This is a genomic window from Bradyrhizobium sp. Ken01, assembly GCF_055807355.1.
Genome location: NZ_JBVVPC010000021.1, coordinates 1 through 18,671 on the forward strand (window position 1 = coordinate 1; position 18,671 = coordinate 18,671).

Below are 18,671 nucleotides of genomic sequence, written 5' to 3' on the forward strand. Positions count from 1 at the left end.
ACGAAGGACACCGTTAAAACCATCCGCGCAGGGAAGGCCGGGCGATCGGCCACCCTATCGGTCCACCCCGTGTGCACTCCCGTAGCGCACGGACCAACGGGTGCCGCCGGCGCCCGGCCTTCCCTGCGCCCTTTGGCCTCCATTGGGCGATGAACGGCAGCAAGGCTCGGGCAGAATCTGCCGCGGGAACGCGCGGCCGCGTTCGCAATCTGGATTGAGCGCCCCTTCTATTTCACCGTCGCTCTGAGGTGCCGGAGGGTAGCGGAGGCCTCGAAGGGCGACGGCGGCTGGCGGCTCAGCCGTTCATCCTTCGAGGCTCTCCACACGTCGCGTTGCGACGCATGGCTCGCGCCTCAGGATGACGGGATCGGCAGCAAGCGCTCGAGCGGCCTGCGCCGCTGCCCGCCGTCGCACCACTTTTCGCCGGCGCGCCGGACTGTTAGACTGACGCCATTATTTTGGGGAATTTTGATGCGCGCGAGAATTTTCAATCGCGTCCCGGGGCTGGCGACGCTGGTCGCAGCCCTGCTCGTCGTCGCCACGCACCCGGCATCGGCCGAGAAGCGCATCGCGCTCGTGGTCGGAAACTCCGCCTACAAGAACATTACGCCGCTCGACAATCCATCCAGGGACGCGAGCCTGATGGCGGACACGCTTGGCCTGCTCGGCTTCACCCTGGTCGGAGGCCGCGCCCAGCTCGATCTCGACAAGGGCGCGATGGACCTGGCGGTGCAGAGCTTTGGCCGGCAGGTGCAGGGCGCCGACGTCGCGCTGTTCTATTATGCCGGCCACGGCGTGCAGGTCTCGGGCGCCAACTATCTCGTGCCGGTCGGCGCCAATCCGACGCGCGAGGCCGACGTCGACTTCCAGATGACCGACGTCAACCTCGTGCTGCGCCAGATGCAGGGATCGGGCACGCGGCTCAACCTCGTAATCCTGGACGCCTGCCGCAACAACCCCTTCGGCTCGCGCGGCCTGCGCGCCTCAGATGGCGGCCTCGCGCAGATGCGCGCGCCTGAGGGCACGCTGATCTCCTACGCAACGCAACCCGGCAACGTCGCCCAGGACGGCAGCGACGGCCACAGCCCCTACACCAAGGCATTGGCCGCGACGGTCCGGACCGCGGGCCTCGACGTATTCCAGACTTTCAATCAGGTCGGCCTCGCCGTGAAGCGCGCCACCTCCGGCGCGCAGCAGCCCTGGGTGTCGTCCTCCCCGATCGACGGCACCTTCTATTTCGTAGCCCCGACGCAAACCGCGCCGCCGCAGGTCGCAGCGATGCAGCCCGATGTGCTTCCGGCGGATCGGTTGCGCGCCGATCCGGACCGCGTCCCCTTGCGCGATGCCGCCCTGCTGAGCGAACTCAGCGAGCGGCTCTACGAGCTCAATTTCGATCCTGACAGCCCCGATGGACTGACCCGCGCGATCACGAAGCTCCAGCAGCGGATTTCCATGGCGCCGACGGGCGAAGCCACCGAGGGCCTTCTGCTGCGGATGCGCAAGATGGAGGACCTGAAGCCATGGGGCTCGATCGTCTACGGGCCCGACGGCGGCAAATGGGGCATCTCCTGGAACCACGCCTCGCGGCGCGCGGCGGTAGCGGATGCGCGCGGCAATTGCGCCGGCGCCAAATGTCCCATCGAGCTGTCCTTCTATGGCAACCGCTGCGGCGCGTTCGCGATCTCCGACAAATCCTGGTCGCTGGTCCAGCGCGACAGCGTGCAGCGCGCGAAAGACGCCGCGCTTGACGAATGCGGCAAGGCTGGCAAAGCTTGCCGCATTATCGGTTCCGTCTGTGCCGACGGCTCCGGCCGCTGATACGATTTTTCATTTTTTGGATTTTTGCTCATGCGCAATGCCGTCATCCCTGCGATTGCCCTGGCCTTATTCCTGTCCGTCACCGTCGCTCCACCGTCCGCCGTTGCGCAGTCCGGCAGTGCCGGCGGCTCGATCGGCAATGACGAGAAATCGCTGTCCGGCTCGCGATCGGACCGTTCCGCCGAGCCGGCGTCCTCGGCGCGCCGCAGCAAGCCGGCCGAGGAGCCGCGCAGCTCCTCGCGACGCGGTGGTGGGGGTGGTGGCGGTGGCGGGAGTTTCGACGGCGCCTGGATGGTCGTCAGCGTCGGCTGCGGCGGCACCACGTCCGGCGCGGTCGTGGTCTCCTCAGGCAAGGTCATAGGCCAAGGCGTCACTGGTACCGTCAGCGCAAGCGGCGCGGTCAGCACGTTCGGTCAAGGCGACGGCGTGACCTTCACCGGTTCCGGCCGCCTCGCTGCCCGCAGTGGCTCCGGATCCTTCCGCCGCTCGGACGGCTGCGGCGGAACCTGGACTTCGACCAAGCAATAGCAGCGAAAAAGTCCGCTTCCGCCGCGGAACGAACGCCGCGCAGGCCCGATTCAGGCCACATCCTCTCCGGATTTGCGGCTCATTGCCACCCAAGTCTTTGACGACAAAGGGAAGGTAACGAGTTGCGTCATGCGTAATCGGGAGACCAGGATGGGCAACCGCACCGCAAAATTCTTATCCGCCCTTATGGGCAGCATCATTGTCGGCGCGCCACTTGCCGCCGTGTCGCAGAATGCAACGACGCCACCGAGCACGGCAAATGCCGCGAGCGACTGCCTCGGCTCGCCAAAGGGCGCCGCCCCGCAGGGCCAGCATTGGCATTATCGCCTCGAGCGCGCGACCAAGCGGCAGTGCTGGTATCTGCGCGCCGAAGGCGGCAAGGCCACCCAAACCGCACAGGCTGTGCCCGATACGCCTGCAGCGGATACACCCGTGCCGCAGCAGCACTCGGTCCAGGACGCGCGCGCCGAATATCTGACGCCGCAGAGCATCGCCACGGTGAAGACGCCTGCACAGGCGGGACCTGCGCCGACGCAACAAGCTGCGAGCCCCGCCGCCGACGCCAACGCGCAGCAGCCCGACGTCGCCGCGCGCTGGCCCGAGGCCTCCACGGCGTCCGCCGCGCCCACAGAGCAGCCCTCGCCTGCACCTGCCGCGGTCGCCGCGCAGCCGACCGCGAAGCCGGCGAAGTCCCCTGCTCCGATGGCTCTGGCCGCGGCAGACAGCACCGCCGACAAGCAGACCGGCTCGCTCCAGATGCTGCTGCTCGTGATCGGCGGCGCGCTGGCGCTTGCCGGCATCCTCGCCAGCGTCATCTACCGCTTCGCCGGTGGGCGCATCCGCGTTCAGGCCGCCGACCAGCGCCGCGTCAACTGGGACAATTTTGAGCCGCACGATCACGACGATGGCCGCGCGCCGTGGCTCAACGCAGCGCCCGCCGACGCGCCGGACGCTCGGCAGCCCCGCCCGGTGGATTTCGATGCCCTGCGTCCGCAGCCAGCCCAGCTCAAGACCGCGCAGCTTGCCGCGATCGATCGCGAGATTGATGTGATCGATGAGCGCGCACCGCAAGCGCACCACGATGCCGCAGAGCTCGACGATGCCGACATCTTCAACGGAGAATTCCAGATCGAGGCCGCGCCGCAGCTCGCGGCCAACGGCGTCAATGACGAAGAGCCGGCCGGTCGCGATGAAGATGCGGGAGCCGAGGACGCCATCGACATCGACGTGATCACGACGATGCTGGAACGGCTGGCGAAGGACGGGCCGCGGCTGACGGAGCCTAACCTTGAAGCTGGCCTTGCAGACCTCGCACGAACCCCACGAGGCCGGTCTGCCGCTCGCGCTTGAGGCGTTCGGCCTTCAGGATCGACTGTACCTCGGCGAAGGCCTCGTCGACGTCATGGTTGATGACGATGTAGTCGTACTCGGCCCAGTGGCTCATCTCGTGGCTGGCGCGGCTCATGCGCTTGCGGATCACCTCGTCGGAATCCTGCGCGCGCGAATGGAGCCGCTTCTCGAGATCGGCGGCCGAGGGCGGCAGGATGAACACGCTGACGACGTCGGCGCGTGCTTTCTCTCGGAGCTGCTGCGTGCCCTGCCAGTCGATGTCGAACAGCACGTCCTGCCCAGCTGACAGCGCCGCCTCAACCGGCGCACGCGGCGTGCCGTAGCTGTTGTCGAACACGGTCGCCCATTCCAGCAGCTGGTCGGCCTTCGCCATCGCCGCGAAGGTGGCCTTGTCGACGAACGAATAGTCCCTGCCGTCGACCTCGCCCGGCCGCATCGCCCGCGTGGTCGCCGACACCGACATTCGAAGGCCGGGCATGCGGTCGATCAACATGCGCGACAGCGTCGTCTTGCCCGCGCCCGACGGCGAGGACAGCACGAACATCAATCCGCGCCGCTCGACACCATCCGTTCCGTGACCGCCAATCGTCATCGATCACTCCAGATTCTGGACCTGCTCGCGGAACTGCTCGACCACGTTCTTCATGGCGAGCCCCGTATTGGTCAGCTCGATGTCGTTCGACTTCGAGCAACAGGTGTTGACCTCGCGGTGAAATTCCTGCGCCAGGAAGTCGAGCTTGCGCCCGACCGGGCCGCCCTTGCCGATCAGCTCGCGCGCCTGCGCGATGTGCGAGGCGATGCGGTCGAGCTCCTCGCGGATGTCGGCCCTGGTCGCAATCAGGATCGCTTCCTGCATCAGGCGGTCGGAATCGAAACGGTCGGAAGTGTCGAGCAGGCTCGCGATCTGTTCGGCGAGCCTGGCCTTGATCGCCTCGGGCTTGCGGCCGGGCGCGGCCTCCGCCTTCTTCGCCAACTGCTCGACCTCGTCCACGCGCTGGATCAATATCTGCCCGAGCGAGGTCCCCTCACGCTTGCGCATCTGGACGAGTTCGGCGAGCGCCTTGTCGAAGGCGTCCGCAGCGGCGGCGCGCGCGGCCTTGTCCTCTTCCTCGTCGCCCTCGGGCTCGGCGACCTCAATGACACCCTTGATGGCCAAAAGCCCGTCGACGCTCGGCGCGACCGCATCGACCTTGCCGGCGATCACAGCGGCGGCCTTGAGGACGGCGTTGAGCACGTCCTCGTTGACGCGGACGCTGGTGGCCGCATTGGCGCGCTTGACGGTCAGATTGGCGTAGACCGTGCCTCGCGAGAGCAGCTCGGCGGCGCGCTTCTTGGCATGAGCCTCGAGTTCGTCGAACCCCTGCGGCAGCCGCACCCTGAGATCAAAGCCCTTGGCATTGACCGACTTCAATTCCCATTCGAACGTATACGGCCCGCTCGCGCCGTGGCTTCGGGCAAAGCCGGTCATGGACGACAACGCCATCAGGTCAATTTCTCCAGAAGCTCGGGATTCGCGCGGCCATCAAGCCACGCGAATCTTAAGACTATTTTGCAGGAAAATGTAATCCGCAAAGTCCCGCGGGGCAGGTCTGCACCTGGCCTAGCGCTGGACCACCGGGGGCGAGGGCTGCACCGCGCCTTGCCGGGCCGGCGGCGGACCCGCGGGGCGAGCGGCCGGCGGCTTTTTCTGCTGGTTGGGGCGGGCCGGCGTGGTCGCCGTCGGCGTATCGGCGGTACCGGGCGCGGCGGCGGCGGGTGCCTGCGCGTCCTCGGCCGGCTCGACCGTGTCGTTCTGAATCTGCTTTTCCATCGCGCGCAGCTTGGCGACGTTCTTCTGGTGCGCGTCGTAGGTCTCGGTGAAGGAATGCCCGCCGGTGCCGTCGGCAACGAAATAGAGATCGCGGGTGCGGGCCGGGTTGGCGGCAGCCTCGAGCGAGGCCCGGCCGGGATTGGAGATCGGGCCCGGTGGCAGGCCCTCGATGACATAGGTGTTGTAGGGCGAGGGCTGCGTGATCTCGCTGCGCTTGATCGGACGACCGAGCGTGCCCTTGCCCCCGACGAGGCCATAGATGATCGTGGGATCGGACTGCAGCTTGATCCTCTGCTTCAGGCGATTGACGAACACCGCGGCGACGCGGCTGCGCTCGTCCGGCTTGCCGGTCTCCTTCTCCACGATCGAGGCCAGCGTCACCAATTGCTCCGGACTCTTGACCGGAATGTCCTGACTGCGGCGCTCCCAGATCTCGGTCAGCACGCGCTTGTGCGCCTGCTGCATGCGTTGGATCACCTGATCGCGCGGGGTGCCGCGCGGGAACTTGTAGGTCTCGGGCAGCAGCGTGCCTTCCCGCGGCAGCTCACGCACGCTGCCGGTGAAGATGTCGTTGTCGGAGAGCCGCGCCACGATCTGCTCGGAGGTCAGGCCCTCCGGGATCGTCACGGCATGCTGCACCACCTTGCCCTCGACGATGGTGGCAATCACGTCGCGCAAGGATGCGTTCTTCTGGAACGAGTATTCGCCGGGCTTGAGGTCCGAGCTCGCCTTCAACGCAGCGACGCTGGCAATGAACGCCCACGGATTGACGTCGGTCACGCCTTCGCGGTTCAGCGTCTCGGCGATGTCACGCTTGCCGGCGCGCTGCGGGATGTTGACGATCTTGTCTTCCTTCAGCGGTCCCGGCGCCTCGAGCACCTGTCGGCCGTAATAGTACGCGCCGCCCGCGCCGATCATCGCAATCAGCAGCAGGGTGATGATGGCGTTGCCGACGATCACGAAGGGATTGCGCGCGCGATCCGATCGCTTCGGCGGCGGCGGGACCTGCTCGGGCTCGAGCGCTGCCCGCGGGCTCCGGGGCGAAATGGGCGGCCTTTCACTCATCGAAGCAACCTGAATCCTGCCGGTTCAATCGCGACCTGACAATCGCTTGCCGAGCCAAATGCACGCGCCCGCTTCCATGACTATCGCCGAATACGGCAAAACGGTGGATTCGTCGCAACAACAAACTAGTGGACCAGACGCCGGAAGACGACCGATGCGTTGGTACCGCCAAAACCAAAAGAATTCGACAACGCGACGTTGACCTCGCGCTTCTTCGCCTGATGCGGCACCAGATCGATCGCAGTCTCGACCGACGGATTGTCCAGGTTGATGGTCGGCGGCACAACATTATCGCGAATCGCGAGAATGGCGAAGATCGCCTCGATCGCGCCGGCCGCACCCAGGAGGTGACCGGTCGACGACTTGGTCGAGGACATCGCGACCTTGGAAGCGGCATTGCCGAGCAGACGTTCAACGGCACCGAGCTCGATCTCGTCACCGAGCGGTGTCGAGGTGCCGTGCGCGTTGATGTAGTCGAGATCGGACGCGGTGAGGCCGGCGCGCTTGAGCGCCGCCGCCATGCTGCGGAAGCCGCCGTCGCCGTCGGGTGACGGCGAGGTGATGTGATAGGCATCGCCCGAAAGACCGTAGCCGATCACCTCGGCATAGATCTTCGCGCCGCGGCGCTTGGCGTGTTCGAGCTCTTCCAGGACCAGAACGCCGGCGCCCTCGCCCATGACGAAGCCGTCGCGGTCCTTGTCGTAGGGGCGCGAGGCCTTCTCGGGCGTTTCATTGAAGGCTGTCGAGAGCGCACGCGCGGCGTTGAAGCCGGCAATGCCGATGCGGCCGATCGGCGATTCCGCGCCGCCGGCAACCATGACGTCGGCATCGCCGAGCGCGATCAGGCGGGCGGCATCGCCGACCGCGTGAGCGCCGGTCGAGCAGGCCGTGACCACCGAATGGTTCGGCCCCTTCAGCCCATGCTTGATCGAGACATAGCCGGAGGCGAGATTGATCAGGCGGCCCGGAATGAAGAACGGCGAGACCCGGCGCGGCCCGCGCTCCTTCAACAGGACCGCGGTCTCGGCGATGCCGTTGAGGCCGCCGATGCCGGATCCGATCATGGTGCCGGTTGCACATTTGTCCTCTTCGGTCTCGGGGTGCCAGTTGGCATCATCGAGCGCCTGGCCGGCTGCGGCCATGCCGAAGATGATGAAGTCGTCGACCTTGCGCTGGTCCTTCGGCTCCATCCAGATATCGGGATTGAAAGTGTCGTTGGTGCCGTCGCCGCGCACGACCGTGCAGCCGATCTTGGTCTGAAGATCGGAGACATCGAAGCTCTCGATTTTGCGTGCGCCGCTTTGGCCGTCGAGGATGCGTTTCCAGGTCGGCTCGACACCGCAGCCGAGTGGCGAAACCATGCCAAGACCCGTGACGACAACCCGCCTCATATTCGAAAACTCCGCATCGAAAGATTCACGGCCAATAACAAGAAACCGGCTGACCGCTGTTGGGCGGTCCGTCCGGTTTCAATGTTGTCCCCGCGAAAATGAAGAGCCTTAGCTCTTCGCGTTCTTCTCGAGAAACTTGGTGGCGTCGCCGACGGTGAGAATCGTCTCCGCGGCGTCGTCCGGAATCTCGCAACCGAATTCCTCTTCGAACGCCATCACCAGCTCGACGGTGTCCAGACTGTCGGCGCCGAGGTCGTCGATGAAGCTCGCAGCGTCGACAACCTTCTCGGGTTCAACACCAAGGTGTTCGACCACGATCTTCTTAACCCGCTCGCCAATCTCACTCATTGCATAACCTCGTGTTGTTCCCTGTAGACCCGACCCCCCGGGACGATACGAGCCGTCGTGGTCGTTGACTGCCTTCGCTTACGAACTTTGATCTGGCCCCATCCTAACCGATGCAGGCCCGGCGAATGACGGCCAAGGCTCCGCATCGCCAATATACAGGGTTTCAAAAACCTGCAATGGCGTTCTTTGCCCATCCGTTGAAGGTCCGGTTATCATACTTCAATTGCGTTGACTACAAGCCTCATTTCGCTCCGGAAACGGCCGTTTGCCGCATTCCGCACCGCCAGGGGGCGGTGCGGAATGAAGCGTCAGATCATGGCCATGCCGCCGTTGACGTGGATGGTTTGGCCGGTGACATAGGCCGCTTCGTTCGAACTCAGGTAGACGGCGGCCGCCGCGATGTCCTCTGGCGTGCCCAGGCGATTGGCCGGAACCTTGGTCAGAATCGTTTCGCGCTGCTTGTCGTTGAGCGCATCGGTCATCGGCGTCTTGATGAAGCCGGGCGCGATGCAGTTCGCGGTGACGCCACGCTTGGCGTATTCGGCACCTAACGTCTTGATCATCCCGATCAGGCCCGCCTTCGACGCGGTATAATTGCCCTGCCCCGGGTTGCCGGTGACGCCGACAACCGAGGTGATGGCGATGATACGGCCGAAGCGCTTGCGCATCATCAATTTGGTGGCGGCGCGGGCAAGCCGGAAGGTCGAGGTCAAATTGATGTTGATGACCTCCTCCCAGTCCTCGTCACGGAGCTGCACGAAGAGATTGTCGCGGGTGATGCCGGCATTGGCGACGAGGATGTCGACCTGTCCCATCGCCGCTTCGGCGGCGGGCACCAGCGCCTCGACCTCGTCGGCCTTGGAGAGATTGCAGGGCAGCACATGGGTGCGCTCGCCGAGCTTGCCGGCAAGCTCATCCAGCACTTCCTTGCGCGTGCCTGATATCGCAACGGTGGCGCCCTGCGCGTGCAGCGCCTGCGCGATCGCGCCGCCGATGCCGCCGGTTGCGCCGGTGACGAGCGCCTTTTTGCCAGTCAAATCGAACATCGATAACTCCTCCAAGGCACGATCCGGAAAAGTGCGCAGCGGTTTTCCGAAAGGATCGTGCGTCAACTAAAGAACTCGCGCGCGACGACGAATTATCGCGCCTCAGGCCTGCTTGGCAGCGGCCAATGCATCCTTGGCGGCAGCAATGTCGTTGGGACCACCGACCGCAACGCCGACGGCACCGTCCGCAATACGCTTGACGAGGCCGGTCAGCACCTTGCCGGCACCGATCTCGAAGAAACGCGTGACGCCCTGCCCCGCCATATAGGCGACCGACTCGCGCCAGCGCACGGTACCGGTGACCTGCTCGACCAGGCGGCGGCGGATCTCGTCGGGATCGGTGATCGCGCTCGCCAGCACGTTCGACACCAACGGGGCCGCCGGCGCCTTGATCGTGACCTCGGCCAGCGCCTCCGCCATCGCGTCGGCAGCCGGCTGCATCAGCTTGCAATGGAACGGCGCGGACACCGGCAGCAACATCGCGCGCTTGGCGCCCCTGGTTTTGGCGATCTCGACGGCGCGATCGACCGCGGCCTTGTCGCCGGAGACGACCACTTGTCCGCCGCCATTGTCGTTGGCGGCCTGGCAGACCTGCCCCTGAGCGGCCTCGTCCGCCACCGCCACGGCGGCCTCGTAGTCGAGGCCGAGCAGAGCGGCCATCGCACCGACGCCGACCGGCACGGCTTTTTGCATTGCGAGACCGCGGATGCGAAGCAGCCGCGCGGTGTCGGAAATGGTCAGGCTGCCGGCCGCGGCCAGCGCCGAATATTCACCGAGCGAGTGGCCGGCGACGAAGGCCGCATCCCGCCCCACGGAAAACCCGGCTTCGGCCTCCAGCACCCGCAGGGTGGCGACGGACACGGCCATCAGGGCCGGCTGGGCGTTTTGGGTGAGCTGGAGGGTTTCAGCCGGACCATCCCAGATGGTCGCAGTCAGCTTCTCCCCTAGCGCGGCGTCGACCTCGTCGAACACGGCGCGCGCCACCGGAAAGGCATCGGCCAGGGCCTTGCCCATGCCGACCGCCTGGGAACCCTGCCCCGGAAATGTGAATGCTGCCGTCATCGGCGCTCCCTGCTTGTCGGGCGTGATCCCTGCGAGAACCGGCAGCCGATGACGCACGGCCTTAGGCCATGGTTCCGGATCATGCTCCAAAGGGGGCCGTAGACACTGTCCGGGGCCGGAATGTCAAGCCAAGATAGGAACTTCGACCAGCCTTCAACCGGCAGCCTTCAACTGGAGAGACGGGTCCCTAAAATCCGCCGGCCGTCTGGTTGGCGTCGACCTCGGACCCCGCCTGCGCGCGGCGCGCACTGTTGACCAATTGCCCCGGCCGGTCATCGCGGTTCGGCTTCGCGGTCGCAAGCCGCAGCACGGCCGCGTAACTCGGCTGCACCTCCATGCGACCCGCGTACCGGCTCTGGCTCAGCAGGCGGTGCACCTTCGGCAGATTGTAGCAGGGCACGTAGAACAGGAGATGATGTTCGAGGTGGTAGTTCACGTAATACGGCGCGATGAACAGACGCTCGAGGAAGTTGGCGTAGGTGGTGCGGGTGTTGCGCAAGGGATCGCTGCTGTCGGGCACGACCGCGTGCTCGGCGATGTTGCGGATGCGGGTGATGACCATCATCCAGGTCAGGAGCGGCACCAGCCATAGCAGCGGATAGGCCCACCATACGCCGGCCGCCGTGAGCGCTGCGAACATCGCGCCATTGACCAGAGATTGGGGCCCAAGCTTCTCCCAAAAATGCGCCGCGCGCTGTCGCAACGGCCAGTCCCTCGGCCCGAGCGTATTGAGCAACTGCGCCTTGCGCTGCTGGTAGCCGGTCTGCCCGGTGAGGTCGCGAATGAACTTGCGGCGATAGCTCAGCTTCGTGATGGGAAATGGCGCCGACAGCACGAGGTCGGGATCATCCTCCTGCTGCGTGCGCGCATGATGCTGAAGATGATAGCGCCGGTAGCTGCGCGTCTCCGCAAACAGAGGATAGGCGCAGAACCACTGGCTCAAGGTCAGATTGGTTTTCTCGTCGGCGGACAGGCAGCCATGCGCGCCGTCATGCATGAGGATCGCGAGCCCGAGCTGGCGCGAGCCGATGATAGCGACGGCGACAATATAGGTGATCGGATTGGGCCACCACGCGACCAAGGCGATTGCGGCGATGATGAGCGCCCAGGCGTGCGCGATCAGCGCGACGCCTTTCCAGGTCACGCGCCGGCGCACGTCGGCAAGCTGGTCGTCGGTCAGGAAATCGCGGGCACGCATGCGAAGCGCAGTCATGGCCTAACTCTCCTCATTCGAATGGCTTGAGGCGTCGCGCGCGTCGACGAGGCGCAGGCGCGCAGCGTCATGCTCGGATTTCGCCTGTTCGCCCAGCACGCGCAGCATCTCGGCGCATAGCGCCTCTGGCGACCGGCCCATGGCGTAACCCTCGAGGATGATTCCGATGGCGACGGCCCAGAACCGCCGCGAACTCTCATCGGGCGCGCGCAGGGAGCGCCAGCCGTGCCGCGCGACCTGGCTCGCATAGGCCCGCGCACCTTCACTGTGCAGGCGCTCGATGGTGCGCTCGACCAGCGGCGCGAGATCCTGGCGCCGCCGCGTCAGCGTCAGCGCCTCGGCGAAGAAGGTTACCGAATCGCTCGCCGTGACGGTCTCGGCCAGCGCGCGGGTATAATCCTGCGGCGTGCGCGCTTTCAGCGCCGACTGCTCGGTCGCTCGCGCCAGATACAGCAGCTCGCGGCAGGCGCATTCGACGAACAGCGCCTCCTTGGTGCGGAAGTAATAGGTGATCTGGCTCGGGAACGCGTTCGCAGCGGCTGCGATGTCGGCGATCGCTGTACCCGACAGCCCCCGCTCCCGAAACAGCGGGCTCGCGGCATCCAGCAGCAGCGAGCGCATTTTGCGACCGGCCGACCGCGTGGCGCGGGCGGCGTGCTTGGGATCGCCTGCCGCCTCGATCGGCTCGTGGGCCGGCTTTTCTGCCATTGGGTTTCGCTCCCGTTGACTTATTTGTATGATATACAAACAAACAAATCAAGCCGGTATTGTAGCCGGCGGGGGATCCACTCCGCATCGGGACCCCGCGCCGAAAACGGCGCCTGCAAGCTTGCCAAGTCGGCCGAAATCCGTATAACGCGCCCATCCGCAGACCCCGGCCGGGAGCTGAACGGACGGTCTCAGCAAATCATTCGTGATTTTGGTGTGGCAGGGCCAGTCGGCCCGTCGTCCCGTGTTTCCGCCTTCTGAGCTTAATCCCAGAGTCCTTTCCGAAGGCCTCTTAAGGGCTTGACGCCGGGCGATGCGCCAACATGAGGAAAGGACTTCCATGGCTCTCTATGAGCATGTTTTTCTCGCGCGCCAAGACGCGAGCACCCAGCAGGTCGAAGAGCTGACTGCGCAGATGACCGGCATCGTCGAGGGTCTCGGCGGCAAGGTCACCAAGACCGAGAATTGGGGCGTACGCTCCCTCACCTACCGCATGAACAAGAACCGCAAGGCGCATTTCGTGCTGCTCAACATCGACGCGCCGTCCTCGGCGATCGCCGAGATCGAGCGCCAGGAGCGCATCAGCGAAGACGTGATCCGCTATCTCAGCGTCCGCGTCGAGGAGCTCGAGGAAGGTCCGTCCGCGATGATGCGCAAGGCCGACCGTGACCGCGAGCGTGATGACCGTGGCGGCGGCTTCCGCGGCGATCGCGAAGGCGGTGGCTTCCGTGGCGACCGCGAGGGTGGTTTCCGTGGTGGCGATCGTGAAGGCGGCGGCTTCCGCGGTGACCGCGGTCCGCGCCGTCCGCGCGAAGACGTTGAAACCACCACCACCACCACGACGGATGGGGAGTAAGAACAATGGCTGAAGCTGGTGCACGCCGCCCGTTTTTCCGTCGCCGCAAGAGCTGCCCGTTCACGGGCGCGAATGCTCCGAAGATCGACTACAAGGACTCCAAGCTGCTGATGCGTTACGTCTCCGAGCGCGGCAAGATCGTGCCGAGCCGCATCACCGCGGTGTCCGCGAAGAAGCAGCGTGAGCTTGCCCGCGCCATCAAGCGCGCGCGGTTCCTGGGCCTGCTGCCCTACGTCATTCGCTAAGACGAATTCGGCCGGCGGCGACATCGCCGCCGGCCGAACGACCTAGTTTTTCATAAGGCTTCCGGGTCGTCCGGTCGCCGATGGTTGGGGCGAGATGCCTCTAACCGCTCGAAGGGAGCGGGACAGCTGATGATGGCCTTTGGACTGATAGCCCTGATCGCCGGCGCTGCGTCGGCCTTGATGTTCGCCTCGATCATTTCGGGCGCGCTGATCTCGCTCGTCCTGTTCTATCTCGCACCGCTGCCGCTGATGGTCGCTTCGATCGGCTGGGGACCGCTTTGCGCGAGCCTCGGCGGCATCGCCGCCGCGGTTGGCCTCGGCGCGCTGTTCGGCCTGCCCTACTGCATCGCCTTCGCCGTCACCGTCGCATTGCCGGCCTGGTGGCTCGGCCATCTCGTCCTGCTGAGCCGGCAGGTCGGCCCCACCGCGCCGCAGGCCGCCGCCGAGCCGCCCACCGAGCCTGCGCTCGAATGGTATCCGGTCGGCCGCATCCTGCTGTGGATCGCGGGCTTCGCCACACTGACCACGATCGCCGCGCTGCTCACGATCGGCACCGACGCCGAGACCATCACCGGCACGCTGCGCCGTGGCTTGATGCGCCTCCTCCGCGCCGCCGACCCGCAGAGCTCCGGCGAGACCGACCAATTCGTCGGCGCACTGGTGCGGATCTTGCCGGCCGGTGCCACCATCGTTGCGATGATGACGCTGACCCTCAACCTCTGGCTCAGCACCAAGGTCACGGCGACGTCGGGCCGGCTGCGGCGCCCCTGGCCGGACCTGATGACGGCGGAGCTGCCGCCGATGACGCTCGTGGCGCTCTGCATCGCGCTGGCGTTCTGCTTCACCGGCGGACTGCTTGCGATCGCGGCGCAAATTGCGACGGCTGCGCTGATGATGGGATATGCGCTGACCGGCTTTGCCGTGCTGCATACGCTGACGCTGGCGCTGAAGAGCCGCACCTTCTGGCTCGGCTCGACCTACGCCGTCGTGGTCGTGTTCGGATGGCCCGTCATCGCGATGGTGATCCTCGGCCTCGCCGATGCCGTGTTCGGCCTCCGCGAACGCTTCCTTCGTACGCGCCAGCCGCCGCCACTGCCGACCTCTTGAGTTCAAGTCCGAAAGTTCAAGTTCGAAATTCCACCTCACTCAGCACATCAAAGGAGAACGAATATGGAAGTCATTTTGCTGGAACGCGTCAACAAGCTCGGTCACATGGGCGAAGTCGTGAAGGTTCGCGACGGCTATGCCCGCAATTTCCTGCTCAAGCGCGGCAAGGCGCTGCGCGCCACCGCCGACAATCGTGCCAAGTACGACGGCATGAAGGCCGAGCTCGAGGCTCGCAACCTTGAGTCCAAGGGCGAGGCGTCCAAGGTCGCCGAGAAGATCCAGGGCAAGAACATCATCGTGATCCGTCAGGCTTCGGAAGCCGGCCAACTGTTCGGCTCGGTCAACGTGCGCGACATCGTCGTGGCGTTCGAAGCCGACGGCGTTTCACTGTCCCGCCCGCAGGTTCAGCTCGACGCGCCGATCAAGACCATCGGCAAGCACACCATCACGGTCGCCATCCATCCCGAGGTCGAGATCGAGATCAGCGTCACCGTGGCGCGCAGCCAGGACGAGGCCGAGCGCATCAACCGCGGCGAGGACATCTCGAGCCGGAACGAAGACCGGGATGCTGCGGCCGAAGCGATCGCAGCCGCCGGCGAGTTCTTCGACCCCGAAGCCCAGCAGGACGACGCCGAGCCGGCGCCGGCTGCGGAAGAGACCGAGAAGTAAGCCTCGCGCTCGTTTGCGCAGGCTGCGAAGCCCGGTCGCCTCAGGCGGCCGGGCTTTTCGTTGTGGCGGCAACGTCCTCGCCCAGCATCGCGGTCGACGCGAGCGCCGTTGCCGTATGCTTCTCGACGCCGTCGGTGACGCAGAAAACGTCGGCTGCGACCACGGAGACCTGACGCCCCGGCTTGATCACCCTCGCCCGGCAGATCAGCTTCTCGCCGGCCGCGGGCGACAACAGATTGAGCTTGTACCCAAGACATGCGAAGGCCGCGCCAGAGCGCGGCCTTCGCATGTCTATAAAATATGGTCGCTTATCGCGAAATCGGCGGCGCCGGCGGACCGGACGATTCGGCCGGCGCTGGCGGGGCCGCGGCAGTCGCGGGCGGCGCCGGCTCCTGCGACTTGGCTGGCGGTTCGGACCTCGCGGCGGGCTTGGGAGCAGCTTCTTCCGCGGCTTTGGGCGCAGTTGGCTCGGCGGGCTTCGCGGCGGATGGTGCCGCCGGCGTCACCTGCGGCACCGGATCGGGCCGCACCGCCGGAGCTTCGCTGCTGCCGCGCGGCTCCACCTTGGCGCTTTCCGGCTTGGCCTCGGCGGGCTTCTCGGACGGCTTGCTGCCTTCGGATTTGCTGCCTTCGGATTTGGCCTCGCCGGAATCCACCTTCGCAGTCTCGGGCTTTGTGTCGGGCTTGGACTCGACCTTCGGCTCGCTCTTCTTGTCGTCTGCTGTCGGCGCCGCGGCATCAACCTTCGGCGCCTCATCACTTCCCGGCTGGCCGCGCTTGCCGAGACGCTTGGCCTTGCGCCCTTCGGGTGCAGCCTGGCCCTCGGGCTTCACGCCTTCCTTCGTTCCTTCTTCGGCCGGCCGCGCGGCGCGCTTCTGACGCGCGCCCTCGGCCACGGGAGCGGCACCCTCGCCTTCCGGCTTGGCGGATTCCTGGGAACGCTGCCGGCGGCCCTGATGCTCAGGGGCCTGCACGGGATTGGTATTGGCTTCCTTGTCCTTGGCGCCGTCCTTCTTGTCCTTACCGTCCTTATGGCCGTCCTTGGCCTGGTAGCGGGTGTCGGTGGCTCCGTTGGAGACGAGATAGGAGGCAAGCACGCCGGCCATGTCGGGGCTGGTCGTGTAATGCTGACGCAGGAAGCCCGGAAGCGAGCCCGGCGCCACCGTCTTCAACAGGCCGCGCGGGCTCTTATGACATGCATTGCAGGTCTGCGCGAAAAGCTGGGATGGGGCCTTGCCGGCCTCGAGGTTCGTCGCCTGCGCGAGAACGGTATCGGTCGCGCCGAAGCCGATCAGAAGCAAGATCGTCGCGAGGCTGAGCGCTCGGCTCGACATTCCCATCATCTCCATTGAATTCCGAGAGGTGCAGCCGGCAGGCGGCGCCGCGGCGGGTCACCTTTTATCCGATTGAGCCGCGAATGGAAGCAGGCTCGGCGCGCAAGGATGTGATTAAGCGGTTTTGGAATATCCGCTTTGAACACAGCGCAATAGCAGGCCCGGAACACCTCCCTAGATTTGGATGCAAACGCATAGGAACCGCTGAGATGCCCGGACGTAGGGTGTGAAGGCCGGGTTAGTCGCATCTCTTCGGGTTCGCTCGAGAGGATGGGTGCCGATGGATCGATTGTTGCGTCAATTCCTGTCTCAATTCATCCGCCGCGGGTCGATGACGGTGACCACGGCGAAGGGCTCGAAGTTCACCGTCGGCGACGGCTCGGGCGAACCGGTCGCAGTCCGCTTCGTCACCGCGGACGCGGAGCGGAAGATCCTCGTCAATCCCGAGCTCGGGCTTGGCGAGGCCTACATGGACGGCGAGTTCGTCGTCGAGCGCGGCACCATAGCTGATGCCCTCGCGATCCTGCTCGATCAACCCGACCTATTGCCGCACTGGGCAAAACCCTGGTGGCACCTGCGCTATCTGGTGCGGCACCTGAAGCAGTTCAATCCGCGCCCGCGCTCCCGCAGCAACGTCGCACACCATTACGATCTCGACGCGAGGCTCTATTCGCTCTTCCTCGACGCCGACAAGCAATACAGCTGCGCCTATTTCGAGACGCCGGAGAGCACGCTCGACGATGCGCAGCTTGCCAAGAAACGGCACGTGGCCGCAAAGCTGCTCGTCAAGGGCGGCCAGCGCGTGCTCGACATCGGCTCGGGCTGGGGCGGACTTGGGCTCTATCTCGCCGAGATCGCAGGTGCTGACGTCACCGGCATAACGTTGTCGACCGAGCAGTTGCAGATCGCCAATGCGCGCGCAGCCGAAAAGGGCCTGACCAGATCGGCCAAATTCCTGCTTCAGGACTATCGCGACGTCGCCGGCCCGTTCGACCGCATCGTCTCGGTCGGCATGTTGGAGCATGTCGGAGCCCGCTTCTACGACATCTACTTCCAGCGTTGCGCCGAGCTGTTGGATAAGGACGGCGTCATGTTGCTGCACTCGATCGGCCGTTCGCAGGGCCCGGACTCCACCAATCCCTGGATCGCCAAATACATCTTTCCCGGCGGCTACATCCCCGCCCTCTCGGAGGTGCTGCCGGCGATCGAGCGCGCAGGCCTGCTGGTCTGCGACATCGAGATACTGCGCCTGCATTACGCCGAAACGCTGAAGGCATGGCGCGAGCGCTTCATGGCGCGACGCGAAGAAGCCGTACAGCTGTATGACGAGCGCTTCGCGCTGATGTGGGAATTTTATCTGGCAGCCAGCGAGATGACATTCCGCAAGCAGGATATGATGAACTTCCAGATCCAACTCACCCGGCGTCAGGGCGTCGTGCCGATGACGCGCAACTACATCGCCCGTGAAGAGGCCCGGCTGCGGGCTGTCGAAGCCGGCGCCACGCCGAGACTGAAGCTGGCTGGTGAATAGGTCCTAGTGGCGCAGGGTCGAAACCGGAGCGGACCGGTAAGAAGCCGTTAAGGCCAATTGTATCCGCAGTGCCTTCAGGATTTCGGGGGCGACCGGTTCCCGACGCACTTCCGGCCGCGCAGCGTGCTCCATGGCCGCGATCAGCCCCGACAGCCAAAGTCGGCTGCCTGCTTCGCTTCGCCAATTCCGGGGCTGCCGTTCTGGCCGCATCGCTTGCCTCGTTCCCTGGTGGCAGATCGGGAGACAACCCCCCGCCCGCTAACCTGTTCCGGCTGTACCCCCGAAAGAATCCGGGGAGATGTGATCTGCTTCACATAAGTCTCGTCGGCCCTGGCTTAGACCGTCGCCATGAGCAACGAGACCAAAACCTCATTCGACGTGCAGGACGACCTCCGCACCGATTACGCCCTGATCGCTACCGGCGTCGGGGCGGCTCTGGTTGCGCTGGTCTACCTCCTGCTGGTCTGAACCAAGCCGAAAGCGCCCAGCGTGCGTCATTCGCGCGCGTCTCGATATGTCGGCCCGCCGACCCCTCAGGTTCACTTCATCCGGCGTTTTCCGCGGCGACGGTAGCGGCCGCTTCCAGGCGG

General features: G+C 65.5%; 18 protein-coding genes and 1 pseudogene. 8 read left to right on the forward strand and 11 right to left on the reverse strand.

Translation table 11 applies throughout. The annotated features are described in order from the left end of the window. Nucleotides 1-471: 471 nt before the first annotated feature. The 3 genes from AC0L3S_RS20210 (at nt 472) to AC0L3S_RS20220 (ending at nt 3,696) form a co-directional block, all read left to right on the forward strand. Nucleotides 472-1,818: a caspase family protein gene (locus AC0L3S_RS20210; protein ID WP_473280841.1), complete on the forward strand. Its 1,347-nt coding sequence runs from the start codon at nt 472-474 to the stop codon at nt 1,816-1,818. A 30-nt stretch (nt 1,819-1,848) separates the two neighbouring features. After that, on the forward strand, nt 1,849-2,346 hold the full coding sequence (locus tag AC0L3S_RS20215) for a hypothetical protein (RefSeq protein ID WP_473280843.1): 498 nt from the start codon (nt 1,849-1,851) through the stop codon (nt 2,344-2,346). A 150-nt stretch (nt 2,347-2,496) separates the two neighbouring features. Next, nucleotides 2,497-3,696, forward strand: coding sequence for a hypothetical protein (locus AC0L3S_RS20220; RefSeq protein ID WP_473257202.1), 1,200 nt, complete (start codon nt 2,497-2,499; stop codon nt 3,694-3,696). On the opposite strand, the gene gmk is transcribed toward AC0L3S_RS20220, so the two are convergent. The 9 genes from gmk to AC0L3S_RS20265 all read right to left on the reverse strand — a co-directional run bounded on the left by gmk (nt 3,629) and on the right by AC0L3S_RS20265 (nt 12,339). Beyond that, complete coding sequence (gene gmk / locus AC0L3S_RS20225; protein ID WP_473280845.1) at nt 3,629-4,288, reverse strand: guanylate kinase; 660 nt, start codon at nt 4,286-4,288, stop codon at nt 3,629-3,631. The genes AC0L3S_RS20220 and gmk overlap by 68 nt on opposite strands. Nucleotides 4,289-4,291: 3 nt before the next feature. Next, nucleotides 4,292-5,179 (reverse strand): YicC/YloC family endoribonuclease, encoded by an 888-nt coding sequence (locus AC0L3S_RS20230; protein WP_473257206.1) that lies wholly within the window; start codon nt 5,177-5,179, stop codon nt 4,292-4,294. A 117-nt stretch (nt 5,180-5,296) separates the two neighbouring features. Next, complete coding sequence (gene mltG, locus AC0L3S_RS20235; RefSeq protein ID WP_473257208.1) at nt 5,297-6,571, reverse strand: endolytic transglycosylase MltG; 1,275 nt, start codon at nt 6,569-6,571, stop codon at nt 5,297-5,299. Nucleotides 6,572-6,696: 125 nt separating this feature from the next. Further along, a complete protein-coding gene (gene fabF / locus AC0L3S_RS20240; protein WP_473257213.1) occupies nt 6,697-7,962 on the reverse strand; it encodes a beta-ketoacyl-ACP synthase II in 1,266 nt (421 codons plus the stop codon). 108 nt (nt 7,963-8,070) lie between these two features. Continuing rightward, nucleotides 8,071-8,310: an acyl carrier protein gene (locus AC0L3S_RS20245; RefSeq protein ID WP_006020277.1), complete on the reverse strand. Its 240-nt coding sequence runs from the start codon at nt 8,308-8,310 to the stop codon at nt 8,071-8,073. Between the two features lie 308 nt (nt 8,311-8,618). Next, nucleotides 8,619-9,356, reverse strand: a complete 738-nt coding sequence (gene fabG / locus AC0L3S_RS20250) for a 3-oxoacyl-[acyl-carrier-protein] reductase (RefSeq protein WP_007592006.1) — start codon at nt 9,354-9,356, stop codon at nt 8,619-8,621. Nucleotides 9,357-9,458: 102 nt separating this feature from the next. Continuing rightward, on the reverse strand, nt 9,459-10,418 hold the full coding sequence (fabD, locus tag AC0L3S_RS20255) for an ACP S-malonyltransferase (protein ID WP_473280847.1): 960 nt from the start codon (nt 10,416-10,418) through the stop codon (nt 9,459-9,461). A gap of 187 nt (nt 10,419-10,605) precedes the next feature. Beyond that, complete coding sequence (locus AC0L3S_RS20260; protein WP_473280849.1) at nt 10,606-11,631, reverse strand: fatty acid desaturase family protein; 1,026 nt, start codon at nt 11,629-11,631, stop codon at nt 10,606-10,608. Between the two features lie 3 nt (nt 11,632-11,634). After that, entirely contained in the window at nt 11,635-12,339 is a 705-nt protein-coding gene (locus AC0L3S_RS20265) for a TetR/AcrR family transcriptional regulator C-terminal domain-containing protein (RefSeq protein WP_473280851.1), read from the reverse strand. Nucleotides 12,340-12,679: 340 nt separating this feature from the next. On the opposite strand from AC0L3S_RS20265, the gene rpsF reads away from it, so the two are divergent. The 4 genes from rpsF to rplI all read left to right on the forward strand — a co-directional run bounded on the left by rpsF (nt 12,680) and on the right by rplI (nt 15,216). Then, nucleotides 12,680-13,195 carry a 30S ribosomal protein S6 gene (gene rpsF, locus AC0L3S_RS20270; protein ID WP_473280853.1) on the forward strand — a complete coding sequence of 172 codons (516 nt, stop codon included), beginning with the start codon at nt 12,680-12,682 and terminating at the stop codon, nt 13,193-13,195. Between the two features lie 5 nt (nt 13,196-13,200). Then, the gene (gene rpsR / locus AC0L3S_RS20275; RefSeq protein WP_007592020.1) at nt 13,201-13,440 is read left to right on the forward strand and encodes a 30S ribosomal protein S18; all 240 of its coding nucleotides are present in this window, start codon (nt 13,201-13,203) and stop codon (nt 13,438-13,440) included. Nucleotides 13,441-13,569: 129 nt separating this feature from the next. After that, on the forward strand, nt 13,570-14,547 hold the full coding sequence (locus AC0L3S_RS20280) for a hypothetical protein (protein ID WP_007609317.1): 978 nt from the start codon (nt 13,570-13,572) through the stop codon (nt 14,545-14,547). A gap of 63 nt (nt 14,548-14,610) precedes the next feature. After that, nucleotides 14,611-15,216, forward strand: coding sequence for a 50S ribosomal protein L9 (rplI, locus tag AC0L3S_RS20285; protein WP_007592024.1), 606 nt, complete (start codon nt 14,611-14,613; stop codon nt 15,214-15,216). A 40-nt stretch (nt 15,217-15,256) separates the two neighbouring features. Here the strand turns inward: rplI and AC0L3S_RS20290 are convergent. Together AC0L3S_RS20290 and AC0L3S_RS20295 are read right to left on the reverse strand one after the other, a co-directional pair. After that, nucleotides 15,257-15,463: pseudogene (locus AC0L3S_RS20290) on the reverse strand (acyl-CoA thioesterase domain-containing protein); the annotation flags it as partial. Between the two features lie 61 nt (nt 15,464-15,524). After that, on the reverse strand, nt 15,525-16,550 hold the full coding sequence (locus AC0L3S_RS20295; protein ID WP_473257233.1) for a hypothetical protein: 1,026 nt from the start codon (nt 16,548-16,550) through the stop codon (nt 15,525-15,527). A 280-nt stretch (nt 16,551-16,830) separates the two neighbouring features. Between AC0L3S_RS20295 and AC0L3S_RS20300 the strand changes: the two genes are divergently transcribed. Beyond that, nucleotides 16,831-18,081 (forward strand): class I SAM-dependent methyltransferase, encoded by a 1,251-nt coding sequence (locus AC0L3S_RS20300; protein ID WP_473280855.1) that lies wholly within the window; start codon nt 16,831-16,833, stop codon nt 18,079-18,081. Nucleotides 18,082-18,671: the final 590 nt, after the last annotated feature.